We start from the raw sequence: 12,112 nt of genomic DNA, 5'->3' as shown, positions 1-12,112 counted from the left end.
TGCGTTCATTCAGATCGCCGCTGCGGCCTTGCGTCGCTGCAGCCATGTGACCCACCAGGCGCCTGCCGTGCACAGCACCAGGTAGACGACGGCGACCAGGATGTAGACCTCGACCACGCGCCCGTCGCGTTGCCCCACCTTGCTGGCGGCGCCGAGGAAGTCGTTCAGGCTGATCACGTAGACCAGCGAGGTGTCCTTGAGAAGGGCGATGGTCTGGTTGATGAGCGAGGGCGTCATGTTGCGAAACGCCTGCGGCAGGATCACGTGCCGCATGGCCTGCCATGGCGACATCCCCAAGGACTGGGCTGCCTGCATCTGGCCTGCGCGCACGCTGCCGATGCCGGCGCGGATGATCTCGCAGTAGTAGGCGGATTCCGCGAGCACGAACGCCACGAGCGCGGCATAGATCGGTCCGACGCTGAGGTTCGGATCCCCTGTCACGGTCCTGAGCACCACCGGCATCAGGAAATAGATCCACAGGATCGTGAGGATCAGCGGGATCGAGCGGAACAGGTTCACATACCCTGCCACCAGGGCCGCTACCGGCCGTGGCGCAAAGATGCGGGTGATCGCCAGCAGGGTTCCAAGACCGATACCGGCCGCCATGGCGACCACTACAAGGAAGGCAGTCATCTGCAGGCCCTGCAGCAGGTAGGGCCAGGCGCGCTGCAGGGATACCCAGTCGAAGTCGTAGCCCATCACGCGGTTCCCAGCAATCCGGGCACCCGTGCCCGGCGCTCGATATGGCGCATCAGCACGATCACGCCGTAAGTGATCACCATGTAGATGAGCGTCGCCGCAATGAAGGCCTCGAACGGATGGGCACTGAATTCACTGAGCTGGCGCGTCTGCCCGGTCAACTCCATGAGCCCGATCGTGAGCGCGACGGCTGAGTTCTTGAACACGTTCAGGAAGTCCGACGTCAGCGGCGGGATGACGATGCGCAGGGCCTGCGGCAGGATCACGTGCCGATAGGCCGCCGCGGCCCCCAGGCCGAGTGCCATGGCCGCCTGCTTCTGGCTTCGCGGCACCGACTCGATGCCCGCGCGCACCTGTTCGGCCGCCTTCGCAGCCGTGTACAGGGTGAGACCGACCAGCACGGTCAGGAACTGGTTCGTGGTCGGGTTCATCTGCTTAAGCGCATTGCCCCATTCGAGGGGTAACAGTTCCGGCACGACGAAGTACCAGAGAAACAGTTGCACGAGCAGCGGTGTGTTGCGAAAACAGTGGATGTACACCGTGGACAGGTAGCGCGCGGCCCGATTGGGCAGGGTCCGTGCAACGCCGGCGATCAGGCCGAGGCCCAGGGCCAGTGTCCAGGCCAGCAATGACAGCGCCACTGTCCACAGCAATCCGCGCAGCAGCATCAAGCCGTACAGGCCCTCGCCTGTGACCGATGGTTTGAAGAAGATCAGCCAATCCCAGTTGTAGTGCATCGAGAAAACTACTTAGACGGTTCGTGAGACAGTCGTCGAACGTGTGATGTCGTCGCCTTACAGCGGCTGGTCGTTCGGATGACGCAGGAGCTCTTGCATGTCAGGCGACATCGGGAAGTTGACCGTCACGTTGCCCTTTACGGCAATGGGCTTGAGGAAGTACTTCTCGTACAGCGAGGCGAACTCGCCGGAACGCATCATCCCGGTGATCACGCCGTCGACCAGCTTCTTGAAAGCCACGTCGCCCTTGCGCAGCATGCAGCCATAGGCTTCCTTCTGCTGCGGCACGCCGACCACTTCCCAGTCCGCCGGGTTCCTGGCGCGGGCAATGTTGCTGAAGAGAATGATGTCGTCCTGCGTCGCGGCCACCGCGCGCCCCGTCTCCACGGTCAGGAAGTTCTCGTTGATGTCCTTGGCCAGGATGATCTGGATGCCCCACTTGTTCTTCTCGTTGAGCTGCCGCAGCATGCGCTCCGCCGTGGTGCCCGCGCTGACCACGACGTTCTTGCCGACCAAGTCGGACCAGTGCTTGATGCCGGAGTTCTTGCGCACCAGCAGCCGCGCGCCCACGACGAAGAAGGTCGTCGAGAACGACACCTGGTTCTGTCGCTCCGCGTTGTTCGTGGTCGAACTGCACTCCAGGTCGACGGTCTGGTTGGCCACCAGCGGAATGCGCGTCTGCGGCGTGACTTCCAGGGTCTTGACCTCCAGCTTCGCGAGCTTGAGGTCCTTCTTCACCTGGTCGACCACGCGCTGCGCAATCTCCCAGGCAAAGCCCGCCTGCTTGTTGTTGTCGTCCAGGTAATTGAACGGGATGGAAGCGCCGCGCGTGGCCACCGTGATCGTCCCGGTGTCCTTGATCTTCTTGAGCGTGCCCTCCAGCGAAGGCGCGGTTTGCGCGGCAACACCGGTGCACAGCGCGAGGCCGGCTACGGCGAGAAGGGAGCGAATCAACGCAGTGTGAATGGTCGGCTTGAGAGTCATCGCGGGCTCCAGGTGGCATGGATCAGAGGTTGAAACTCGTTTCGCAGGCGCTCAAGGCGCCCAGCAGTTCGTCAAGCAACGCTTGGGGATCATCCAGGCCGATAGACAGACGAATGACAGGACCTTGGACGTCGCAGAAATTGCGTTTGGCCAGCTCTTCCGCTGGGTAGAAAGCCGCGATGCTGCGCACGCCGCCCCAGCTCGCGCCGATCGAGAACAGCTTCAGTTGCCCGAACAGTGCCCGGTAGGCGTCGTAGGGGCCGTCGAGCAGCTGCAGCGACATCACGCAGCCGGACTGCTTGAAGTCACACGCCCAGAGCGCATGGTCTGGCGCGCCGGGAAGCGCGGGAAAGAGCATCCGGCGCACCAGGGGGTGCGCTGCGAGTCGCTCGGCGATCAACTGTGCGCTGGTGGCCTGACGCTCCATGCGCACCTGCATCGTGTCGAGACCTCGGGCAACCAGAAAGCAGTCCTCAGGGCTCACGGCCAGTCCCATCTGCGACTGCAGGCCGCGCAAGGACTTGTACAGGCCTTCGTCATTGGTCGCGATGCTGCCCATCAACACATCCGAATGACCACCCATGTACTTGGTGCAGGCGTGAATGCACAGGTCGACGTCATGTGCTAAAGCCGCGAAGCCCAGTGGGCTGGCCCAGGTGTTGTCGATGGCCGTAAGTACACCGCGTGTGCGCGCCACGGCAGTGATCGCCGGCACGTCTTCCACTTCCATCGTCACCGTGCCGGGAGACTCCAGCCAGATGAGGCGCGTGTTGGGACGCACGAGCCGTTCGATCTCCGCGCCAATGCGAGGCGGATAGAACTCGACCTCAATGCCGAGCGCCTGCAGCCGCTCCACGGCGAAGGACTTGGCCAGGCCGTAGGCGGCATCGGTCATCAGCAGGTGATCACCCTTCTTGAGCAACGCCAGGAGCGCGCTGCAGATCGCTGCCTGCCCTGAAGGGAAGACAACACAATGTGCGGCGCCGTCCAGTTCGGCGATGCGCGTCTCCAGGGCGCGCTGCGTCGGCGTGCCCGTCGTGCCGTAGCTGAAGCCATCCGGCAGGCGGGTGCGGCGGTTGACGAAATCGTCGAGTGAATCGAAGACGACGGTGGAGGCACGCCACACCGGCGGGACCAGGCTGGCGAATGCGCCCCGAGGAGAGGTGTCGAGATTGGGGATGAGAGAGTTCACGATGGAAGACGGAGCTGTTCGTTGGAAGTGCGATCAATTGGCGGGTGCGGATTCGATGAGCTGCAACGCTTGCTTCATCTGGTCGACGGCCATGTTCTCGAGATCGGTGTAGACCTTCATCTCCACCGACAGGCGGGCGAAGGTTTCCTTGGCCGTGGCGATCTTGGCCGGGTCGTTGGTCTTGGGGTTGGCCAGTGCCGCTTCCAGGCGCTTGTACTCGCTGGTGAGAAAGGCCGGTTGTTCGCCGATGGCGCGCAGGCCCGCGTTGGTCATCGAGCGGATGCGCAACACCATCTTCACATCCGACTGCTCCATCTCGCCCTGCGCGCGCTCCAGTGCGAGCTTCGCTGCAAGCGCTTGCTGGCTGTCCGGCTTCTTGGTGGCGGCGATGGTCTGGAACTTGGCGATGTCGCCGGAAAAATCGTGCGCCCACGCAGGTGCGGCACATGCCAGGACGGTCACTGCAAGAACTGTTTGAAGTTTCATGTCGCTTCTCCGGAAGGTGGCTGAAGACGCCAACTTTAGGACGACGGGGATAATCTGAATCGCGCTCGAAATTCTTTGTCCATAAGCGGTTGTTATATGTTGCTCCGAGAGATCGAGGTGTTCCGTTCCGTGATGTCCGTGGGCTCCGCGAGCAAGGCGGCTGCGCTTCTGGGCGTGACGCAGCCCGCCATCAGCCAGTCGTTGCGCCGGCTCGAGGAAGCGGCTGGCTTCCCGCTGTTTCGTCGGCTGCGGGGCCGCCTGCAGCCAACGCCCGAAGCGCAAGCCTTGCTGGTCGAGGTCGAGCGTGTCTTCGTGGGTCTGAGCAGCATCGAGCACCGCATGCGCAGCTTGAAACGCTTCGGGGTGAACACGCTGCGCATGGCGGTCTATCCGGCCTTCGGCCTGACCTTCGTCCCGCGGGTCCTGTCGCGGCTGGTGGCCGAGCGCCGGGACTCCGAAGCCCGGCCCCAGATCTCGCTGCAGGTGCTCAGTTCGCGAGAGGTCCATGAAGCTGTTCTGGGGCGTCAGGTCGACTTCGGATTGATGGCCGACGAGATGCCGACGACGGGCCTGGAGCATTCCGAGTTCGCGCGCTTCCCAGGTGTCGTGGTGATGCATGCGAAGCACCGACTGACCAAGGCCAAGGCCATCCAGCCGCATCAACTCGCGGAAGAGCCATTCCTCGCGCTCAACCCCGAGGATGCGTCGCGGCGGCGCCTGGAGCGGGCCTTGGCGGACTGCAACGTCGGGTTGAGCGTGCTGGTCGAGACGCCCTACGCGGCGAGCGTGTGCGAAATGGCCCTGAGCGGCATGGGCATCGGCTTTGTCAATCCGGTCACTGCCATGGAATACGCCCAGCGCGGCCTGGTCATCCGTCCACTGTCCCTGGAGGTCTCCTTCGCGGGCGTGCTGGTGCTGCCTCCGGGACAGCCGCTGTCGGGCCTTGCCTCGCGAGTGCTTCAGCTCATGCGCATCCAGCTGGACGAAGACCAGAAGGCCCTTGCAAACCTTCTCAAACCCCGCGCCAAAGGCTGATCACCAGCCTCAATGGCACTTCCAGCGCCCCCACAGCGCCGCGCCTTTCAAAAAATTCTGTGGCGCCATGACGCTCTCTGACATTGTTGTCGGCGCCAACTACAGCCATCCGACCGAGAAGTATGGAGGGGTCCGAATCGTCGATGCCATCTTCAAGCGGACCAAAGATGAAAGGGCGTTGACGGACCAGCACCGTTTCACGACGCGTGCGCTCGGGCCACGAAGGCGGCGTTTCGATGGCGCGGCTACCTTCGCGCGATGGTTGACGCGCGCGTCAACCAATGACGCCTTACGAAACGGCGGCGCACGAGCGGCGCGCTACTCAGCATGCCCTCATTCAGGGGAAGTACGGCTCGGAGGTTCGAGCACTGATCTCCCGTCGAGATCGACAACTGCAGAAATAGAGTCAACTGAGACATCGCAGCAGTGACACGTAAGGCCATCGCATGCGCAGCTCAAGCAAAAGCTGCTCATCGCCTGGGACAGTGCTGCCCAGCACAGAAGCGGCATTCAGATGGCGTTGCTGCACGGCTATTCACCGTACCTCAACCCGCCGAATACCAGTGGGCCTGGCTCAAGAGACATGCGCTGGCGAACTTCTCCTCGGCCGAGCTCAGGGCCACTGCGCGCAACAAGCTGCGCTGCGGTCAATGCCGCCAGTCGATCATCACCTCTTGCTAGAAGCAAGGCAGAGTTGTGGTGATGTCATGTATTGCGTAAAGCTCAATAGGGTCGGAAGCATGGCAATGGGGCGATGAAACGCGAGAACACTTTGCGTACGCCAACGCACAGACGCATGCGTCACGGCAAGGCCAAGCTGCCACATGGCTTCCTTTACCGTTCAAGCATGTCGTGCGGGCATCGCGCATTGGGTGCGCGCATCGCCTTTCGTTCTGCGCTGCATTTGATGCAGATCAAGGTCTTCTGGTGGTGTCCGCATAGCATGAATTGCACGTAAATCGTACGAGTATGAAGCCCTTTTCAAATCATCGCACCAAGCGCAACACCATATTCATGGCGATGCTGGTGTGGGTGTTTGCTCTGGCTTCTGGAATGGTGAATGCCTGCCTACTTGAGGCGCCTGGCAAACACGCCCATACCGGTGCGAGCTACTCTTCGGGCGCTCATCACGCTCATTCCAATGAGGCACTGTCAGGTGATTCCATCGCCGTTGACCATGACGACGACGCGAACGCGTCGAAGGAATCGTGCTTGAAAGCTTGCGACGATGGTTTGAACGCACAGATCAAACTGCAGGCTGGCGTCGATCCGACCGATCCAGGTCTGGCGCCCTTCGTTGTGTTCGCGTGGAATGCAGTGACCCCCATCGCCTCGGCGCCAAGTCGCCTAGATGATCTGCAGATCCGCGTGGTGGGACCGCCTCTCAGACTGCGCTATTCGCGTCTGACGTTGTAGCCGTCGTCTGATGATGACTGACCCAGAGCGCCGTGCTCTGCGGTCCGGGTCGATGCCTTCGTTTCGGCTCCGCTCCAAGGTGGGGCGGCCGATCACGACGCCAGGTGATCCACCGATGCCTGGCGGCGACTGCCCGGCTTTCCAACTCGGCCATCCGCACAAGGAGTCCCCAATGAAATTCGCTCATTTGCTTTCGCTCGCTCTTGCTATTTCCACCATGGGGGCGCCAGTCTGGGCCGCCGATGCGGACCCGCATCAGGACCATCACCCGGCAGCGACTGCTTCGGTGCCCGCCACCAAGGCAATGTCCGGCAAGGCCCGCATGGAATCCCAGATGAAGGCCATGCTCGAAATGCACGACAAGATGATGGCCGCGAAGACCCCCGCGGAGCGAGATGCACTGACACCCGAGCACATGAAGATCATGCAGGATGGCATGACCATGATGAACGGCATGTCCTCCGGCGGGATGGGTGGCATGGGCGGCACGAAGGGCGACATGGCTGCGCGCCATCAGACGATGGAAGCGCGCATGGAAATGATGCAGGCGACGATGCAGATGATGATGGATCGTCTGCCCGCGGCGTCGGCGAAGTAACGGGAGCGCCGACATGACACCCGTCGCCCGCCCTTTCAGCACCGGGATCGCCTTGGCTGGCACCGTCGGTGTGTTCTACGCCCTGTGCACCCTGGTGTGGGTGCTGGCGCCTGGCCCGTTCCTCGGCTTCATGAACAACCTGTTCCACGGCATGGACTTCAGCGGCATGGTGCAGCCGCGGCCGTTCGCGTGGTCAGGGTTTCTCGTCGCGCTGCTGCTGATGAGCAGCTGGGCGCTGATCGCGGGGACGTTCTTCGCCTGGCTGCGCAATCGACTGGCGGTGTGACCCACACCCGCCTTCTGGAGCAACGAATGAATCACGAACTTTCCCACCACGACGCCGAACCCCCGCCGTTCTGGCGCTCTCGCTATGCCGTCGGCTTGGTCATCATGGGCGCCATCGCGACGTACTTCCTGCTGAGCGAACACCGCGCCCACTTTCTCGGCGCCTTGCCGCTCCTGCTTCTGCTGTCGTGTCCGCTGGTGCATGTCTTCATGCACCGCGGCCATGGGGGTAACGGCGGTGGTCACGCACACCACCACGGTGGCGAGCCCACCTCCAACCCGCCGGCAGAAGCACGGCTGCCACCCGCGGGAGACCGACCATGAATCACGATGCGCCGGCCTACGGACTATGGGCGCTGGTCGTCTTCAACTCGGCCATCTTCCTGATGTTCGCGTTCAGCTTCTTCAAGCCGCAGACCGCTCGGGACTGGCGAACTTTCGGGGCCTTCGCCGCCTTTATCGTCGCGCTCTTCGTCGAGATGTATGGCTTTCCGCTGAGCATCTACTTGATGTCCGGCTGGCTACAGACGAAGTATCCGAGTCTCGACCTGATGTCGCACAAGAGCGGCCACTTGTGGTCAACGCTGCTGGGTGAAAAAGGGGACCCACACTTCGGTCCGCTGCACATCGCGAGCTATGTGCTCCTGGCCTTCGGCTTCTACCTGCTGTCCAGCGCATGGAATGTCCTGTATCACGCACAGCGTCGCAATTTACTGGCCACCTCTGGCCCCTATGCACGCATCCGTCATCCGCAGTACGTGGCTTTCGTCCTCATTCTGCTGGGCTTTCTGCTCCAGTGGCCAACGCTGCTCACGCTGTTGATGTTCCCGATCCTGCTCGTCATGTACGGGCGGCTTGCGGTGACGGAAGAAGCGGAAATGCGAAAGCAGTTCGGCGCCGACTTCGATGTCTACGCAGCTCGCACGCCTCACTTCTTTCTTGGCTGGCAGAAATCGAACGTCGGCGCAGGCCTGAAGAGCTGAACCCTGTCACCTAAGGAGAACTCACATGCAAACCCTCAGCTTTGATGTCAGCGGCATGTCCTGTGGAGGCTGCACCGGCAGTATCCAACGTGCGCTCAGCAAAATCGACGGTATCAGTCGCGCCAAGGTCACTTTGAGTCCCGGCATCGCCACGGTGGTGGTCGATCCCACGCGCGTCACGCCCACCCAGATCGAATCGGCAATTAGCCGTCTGGGCTACCCCGCCAAGGCGCGGCCGGCAACGCACGGCGAGCAGGCCACTCAATGAGCAAAAGAAAGCACAAGCACCGCGACGAGGTGCGAGAAGCGGAAGCTACCGCCGTCGGCGGTGCCTCGGGTGGGCGAACGCCCAGGACAGAATCGGCGACGCTGTCGATCTCGCGCGAGGACTACGAAGCCCAGTTGCATCTGCTTCAGGTCGAGCTGGTCAAACTGCAGCGGCACTTCATCGGTTGCGGCGACAAGATTCTGGTGGTCGTCGAAGGGCGCGACGCCGCAGGGAAGGACGGCGGCATCAAGCGCGTCGTCGAGTACCTGAGTCCGCGCGAAACGCGGGTCGTCGCCCTGGGCAAGCCATCCGACCGCGAGCGCCGTGCCTGGTACTTTCAGCGCTATGTCGCCCAGCTCCCGATCGCCGAAGAATTCGTACTCTTCAATCGGAGTTGGTACAACCGCGCCGGCGTCGAGCATGTGATGGGCTTCTGTTCGAAGGACGAGCATGAGGAGTTTATGGCCTCGGTGCCGAAGTTCGAGGAGATGCTCGTCAACTCGGGCATCAAGCTGTTGAAGTATTACCTCGATGTCAGCAAAGACGAGCAATCGCGACGTCTGGCTGAGCGCAAACGCGATCCGCTCAAGCAGTGGAAGAGCAGCCCGATCGATGCGGTGGCCATCAAGCACTGGAAGGCGTATTCCGAAGCACGCGACACGATGCTGCTGCGAACGCACACCGCCGTCGCACCGTGGCACATCGTGCGGGCCGACGACAAGCGTCTCGCGCGCCTGAACCTGATGCGCGACATTCTGTCGCGGCTGCACTACGCCGGCAAGAAAGCCAAGCTCGTGCAGCCCGACCCGGACGTGGCGTTTGAGTTCACGCCGGACTGCATCGCCGCCCAGCGACTCGCCCGTTGAGCCTTGCGCTTCAAGGAACTCGTATGAAAACAATCACCATCGAAGTCGGCGAACTGGTCTCGACCCTGAGCGCGGCGGGTGTCGAACGGCAGCTCTCGACACTGCCGGGCGTGCATCACGCCGACGTGAACTATGTCGCCGGCAGCGCGACGGTGCAGTACGACGAGTCACTGGCGACCCTCGAAATCATCCAGCAGCGCGTGACCGACTGTGGTTATCACTGCAGGGGTGAACTCGTGCCCGCACACGTCTGCGACCCGGCGAGTCACAAGTCGTTTGCAGGTGTTCACGCCGGCCACCCCGACCATCGGGCGCACAGTACCGCAGGTGAGCACGTTGCAGGAAAAGATAAAGAGATGAAAGGGGCGACCACACCGGCGAAGAACGCCCGCGCCGCCCCTGGAGATCACGGCTCGCACCAAGAGCACAGCGGTTCGTCTGCCAAGGACAAAGCCGACATGATGCATGACATGGGTCATGCTGCGGGCATGTCGACGGAGGACATGGCGCACGACATGCGCAACCGCTTCCTGGTGGCGCTGGTGTTCGCCATCCCCGTCTTCCTGTACTCGCCAATGGGTCGAATGTTCGGGGACTTCCCGACGCCCTTCGGATTGGAGCGCAAGCTCTTTCTGTTCATCGTGGCCACTGGCGCCATCGCCTATCCGGTGTGGCCGTTCCTGGTGGCCGCGTGGCGGGCGGCCCGCAACAAGATCGCCAACATGGCGACGCTGATCGTGCTCTCGGTCGGCACCGGCTACGTGTTCAGCGTGGGCGCCACCTTCTTCTATGACGGCGAAGTGTTCTACGAAGCGTCTGCCGTGCTGTTGGTGTTCATCCTGCTGGGCCACTGGCTGGAAATGCGGGCACGTGCTGGCGCTTCGGACGCGATCCGCGCCTTGATGGACCTGGCGCCACCGATGGCCACAGTCGTACGCGCCGGGGTCGAGACGAAGATTCCAACGTCGCAAGTCCGCCCCGGTGACACCGTCGTCATCAAGCCGGGCGACAAGATCCCGGTCGACGGCGAGGTCCTGGAGGGCAGCTCGCAGGTTGATGAGTCCATGTTGACCGGCGAGTCGATGCCGGTGAAGAAGGTCGTCGGCAACGCCGTCATCGGCGCCACCATCAACAAGAGCGGCAGCTTTCGCTATAAAGCCACCAAGGTCGGCGCCGACACGGCGCTGGCGCAGATCGTGAAGCTGGTCCAGGAGGCTCAGAACTCCAAGGCGCCGGGCCAGTTGCTCGCCGACCAAGCGGCGCAGTGGCTGGTGCTGGCCGCCATCGCCGTTGGCCTGCTCACGTTCGGCGTGTGGTTCTGGGTCATGGGCCAGCCCTTGCTGTTCGCGCTGACGCTGACCATCACCGTGTTCGTCATCGCCTGCCCCGACGCGCTCGGACTGGCCACGCCAATGGCCATCATGGTCGGCACTGGCCTGGGGGCGATGAACGGCATCTTGTTCAAGAACGCTGCAGCGCTGGAGAACGCTACGAAGCTGACCGTCATCGTCTTCGACAAGACCGGCACGCTCACGCTCGGACGGCCCGATGTGGTCGAGATCGTCACGGCACCGGATGTCACTGAAACCCAACTGCTGGCCGTTGCGGCCGGTGTCGAGAAGTTCTCTGAACATCCGCTGGCTCAGGCCGTGCTGAAGCGTGCGGGCAGCGCCCCGGCCGAGGTCGCATCAAATTTCAGCAACGTCGATGGACAAGGTGCCCGTGCGACCGTCGGCGCCGAAACCATCCTGCTGGGCAACCGCAAGCTGATGCAGTCCGAACAGGTGAACCTCGATACCTTGGCAGCGCAGGCGACGCGACTTGAGGGCGGCGGCAGGACCGTCGTCCATGTGGCCCGTGCCGGCAAGCTGATCGGCCTTATCGCCATCGCGGACGCAGTGCGCCCCACGTCGAAAGCGACGATTGCCAAGCTGCAGGAACGCGGTGTCAAGGTGGCGATGCTGACCGGCGATAACCAGGCAACTGCCGAGCGCATCGGCAGGGAATTGGGCATCGACATCGTACTGGCCGAAGTGCTCCCCGGCCAGAAGGCCGCCAAGATCAAGGAATTGCAGGACCAGGGCAACAAGGTCGGTATGGTCGGCGATGGCATCAACGATGCCCCGGCGCTGACGCAGGCCGATGTGGGATTCGCGATCGGCGCTGGCACTGACGTGGCCATGGAGAGCGCCCAGGTCGTGCTCATGAAAAGCGACCCTTACGACGTCGTCGGCGCGATCGAGCTGTCACGCGCCACGCTGCGCAAGATGCATCAGAACTTGTGGTGGGCGGTCGGCTACAACGTGATCGCGTTCCCCTTGGCCGCCGGCGTGTTCTATCCGTTCACGCTGTCGCCGGAAATCGCGGCGCTGTCGATGTCGGGCAGTTCGGCGGTCGTGGCCATCAACGCGCTGATGCTCAAACGCACCCGGCTCGATGGCATCAAGAGAGCGCGATCGCCGGCTGCGCCGCCGGTCGATGCGAACGCTCCAACGAGCGTGGCCACATGAGCCAGTCGACACATCCTGTGGGCAGCGCATTACTCGCGGCCACGCGGCCGCTC

General features: G+C 62.7%; 14 protein-coding genes and 1 pseudogene. 10 read left to right on the top strand and 5 right to left on the bottom strand.

The features are described 5' to 3' along the window. Positions 1–9 precede the first annotated feature (9 nt). Genes ACWV14_RS11585 through ACWV14_RS11565 form a run of 5 tightly spaced genes read right to left on the bottom strand, consistent with a single transcriptional unit; the run spans position 10 to position 4,098 of the window. Positions 10–699, bottom strand: a complete 690-nt coding sequence (locus ACWV14_RS11585; RefSeq protein ID WP_454909485.1) for an amino acid ABC transporter permease — start codon at positions 697–699, stop codon at positions 10–12. Continuing rightward, a complete protein-coding gene (locus ACWV14_RS11580; protein ID WP_454909484.1) occupies positions 699–1,436 on the bottom strand; it encodes an amino acid ABC transporter permease in 738 nt (245 codons plus the stop codon). The genes ACWV14_RS11585 and ACWV14_RS11580 overlap by 1 nt, the downstream gene beginning before the upstream one ends. 57 nt (positions 1,437–1,493) lie before the next feature. Further along, positions 1,494–2,420: a transporter substrate-binding domain-containing protein gene (locus ACWV14_RS11575; RefSeq protein WP_454909483.1), complete on the bottom strand. Its 927-nt coding sequence runs from the start codon at positions 2,418–2,420 to the stop codon at positions 1,494–1,496. A gap of 22 nt (positions 2,421–2,442) precedes the next feature. After that, positions 2,443–3,612, bottom strand: coding sequence for a trans-sulfuration enzyme family protein (locus tag ACWV14_RS11570; protein WP_454909482.1), 1,170 nt, complete (start codon positions 3,610–3,612; stop codon positions 2,443–2,445). A 33-nt stretch (positions 3,613–3,645) separates the two neighbouring features. Then, complete coding sequence (locus tag ACWV14_RS11565) at positions 3,646–4,098, bottom strand: hypothetical protein (protein WP_454909481.1); 453 nt, start codon at positions 4,096–4,098, stop codon at positions 3,646–3,648. A 96-nt stretch (positions 4,099–4,194) separates the two neighbouring features. Between ACWV14_RS11565 and ACWV14_RS11560 the strand changes: the two genes are divergently transcribed. From ACWV14_RS11560 to ACWV14_RS11515, 10 genes and pseudogenes are all read left to right on the top strand, one after another. Continuing rightward, the gene (locus ACWV14_RS11560; protein ID WP_454909480.1) at positions 4,195–5,133 is read left to right on the top strand and encodes a LysR substrate-binding domain-containing protein; all 939 of its coding nucleotides are present in this window, start codon (positions 4,195–4,197) and stop codon (positions 5,131–5,133) included. A gap of 448 nt (positions 5,134–5,581) precedes the next feature. Continuing rightward, positions 5,582–5,814: pseudogene (locus ACWV14_RS11555) on the top strand (IS630-like element ISCARN39 family transposase); the annotation flags it as partial. A gap of 288 nt (positions 5,815–6,102) precedes the next feature. Next, complete coding sequence (locus ACWV14_RS11550; protein WP_454909479.1) at positions 6,103–6,549, top strand: hypothetical protein; 447 nt, start codon at positions 6,103–6,105, stop codon at positions 6,547–6,549. Between the two features lie 115 nt (positions 6,550–6,664). Beyond that, the gene (locus ACWV14_RS11545; protein ID WP_454909478.1) at positions 6,665–7,147 is read left to right on the top strand and encodes a hypothetical protein; all 483 of its coding nucleotides are present in this window, start codon (positions 6,665–6,667) and stop codon (positions 7,145–7,147) included. A gap of 13 nt (positions 7,148–7,160) precedes the next feature. Continuing rightward, on the top strand, positions 7,161–7,433 hold the full coding sequence (locus tag ACWV14_RS11540) for a DUF5676 family membrane protein (protein ID WP_454909477.1): 273 nt from the start codon (positions 7,161–7,163) through the stop codon (positions 7,431–7,433). Positions 7,434–7,459: 26 nt separating this feature from the next. After that, a complete protein-coding gene (locus tag ACWV14_RS11535) occupies positions 7,460–7,756 on the top strand; it encodes a DUF2933 domain-containing protein (protein WP_454906582.1) in 297 nt (98 codons plus the stop codon). Then, on the top strand, positions 7,753–8,415 hold the full coding sequence (locus tag ACWV14_RS11530; RefSeq protein ID WP_454909476.1) for a methyltransferase family protein: 663 nt from the start codon (positions 7,753–7,755) through the stop codon (positions 8,413–8,415). Before ACWV14_RS11535 ends, ACWV14_RS11530 begins: the two co-directional genes overlap by 4 nt. Positions 8,416–8,440: 25 nt before the next feature. Then, the gene (locus ACWV14_RS11525) at positions 8,441–8,683 is read left to right on the top strand and encodes a heavy-metal-associated domain-containing protein (protein ID WP_454909475.1); all 243 of its coding nucleotides are present in this window, start codon (positions 8,441–8,443) and stop codon (positions 8,681–8,683) included. Then, positions 8,680–9,549, top strand: coding sequence for a polyphosphate kinase 2 (gene ppk2 / locus ACWV14_RS11520; RefSeq protein WP_454909474.1), 870 nt, complete (start codon positions 8,680–8,682; stop codon positions 9,547–9,549). The genes ACWV14_RS11525 and ppk2 overlap by 4 nt, the downstream gene beginning before the upstream one ends. A gap of 23 nt (positions 9,550–9,572) precedes the next feature. Next, the gene (locus tag ACWV14_RS11515) at positions 9,573–12,059 is read left to right on the top strand and encodes a heavy metal translocating P-type ATPase (protein WP_454909473.1); all 2,487 of its coding nucleotides are present in this window, start codon (positions 9,573–9,575) and stop codon (positions 12,057–12,059) included. Positions 12,060–12,112 lie beyond the last annotated feature (53 nt).

It is taken from the genome of Variovorax durovernensis (assembly GCF_977011995.1).
This window is presented reverse-complemented; position numbering and strand designations above follow the sequence as displayed.

Excerpts from the sequence above, each read along its gene's own strand:
- ACWV14_RS11530 (WP_454909476.1), top strand. The coding sequence starts at position 7,753 with ATGAATCACGATGCGCCGGCCTACGGACTATGGGCGCTGGTCGTCTTC.
- ACWV14_RS11565 (WP_454909481.1), bottom strand. The coding sequence starts at position 4,098 with ATGAAACTTCAAACAGTTCTTGCAGTGACCGTCCTGGCATGTGCCGCA.
- ACWV14_RS11550 (WP_454909479.1), top strand. The coding sequence starts at position 6,103 with ATGAAGCCCTTTTCAAATCATCGCACCAAGCGCAACACCATATTCATG.
- ACWV14_RS11540 (WP_454909477.1), top strand. The coding sequence starts at position 7,161 with ATGACACCCGTCGCCCGCCCTTTCAGCACCGGGATCGCCTTGGCTGGC.
- ppk2 (WP_454909474.1), top strand. The coding sequence starts at position 8,680 with ATGAGCAAAAGAAAGCACAAGCACCGCGACGAGGTGCGAGAAGCGGAA.
- ACWV14_RS11525 (WP_454909475.1), top strand. The coding sequence starts at position 8,441 with ATGCAAACCCTCAGCTTTGATGTCAGCGGCATGTCCTGTGGAGGCTGC.
- ACWV14_RS11515 (WP_454909473.1), top strand. The coding sequence starts at position 9,573 with ATGAAAACAATCACCATCGAAGTCGGCGAACTGGTCTCGACCCTGAGC.
- ACWV14_RS11545 (WP_454909478.1), top strand. The coding sequence starts at position 6,665 with ATGCCTGGCGGCGACTGCCCGGCTTTCCAACTCGGCCATCCGCACAAG.
- ACWV14_RS11575 (WP_454909483.1), bottom strand. The coding sequence starts at position 2,420 with ATGACTCTCAAGCCGACCATTCACACTGCGTTGATTCGCTCCCTTCTC.
- ACWV14_RS11560 (WP_454909480.1), top strand. The coding sequence starts at position 4,195 with ATGTTGCTCCGAGAGATCGAGGTGTTCCGTTCCGTGATGTCCGTGGGC.
- ACWV14_RS11585 (WP_454909485.1), bottom strand. The coding sequence starts at position 699 with ATGGGCTACGACTTCGACTGGGTATCCCTGCAGCGCGCCTGGCCCTAC.
- ACWV14_RS11580 (WP_454909484.1), bottom strand. The coding sequence starts at position 1,436 with ATGCACTACAACTGGGATTGGCTGATCTTCTTCAAACCATCGGTCACA.
- ACWV14_RS11535 (WP_454906582.1), top strand. The coding sequence starts at position 7,460 with ATGAATCACGAACTTTCCCACCACGACGCCGAACCCCCGCCGTTCTGG.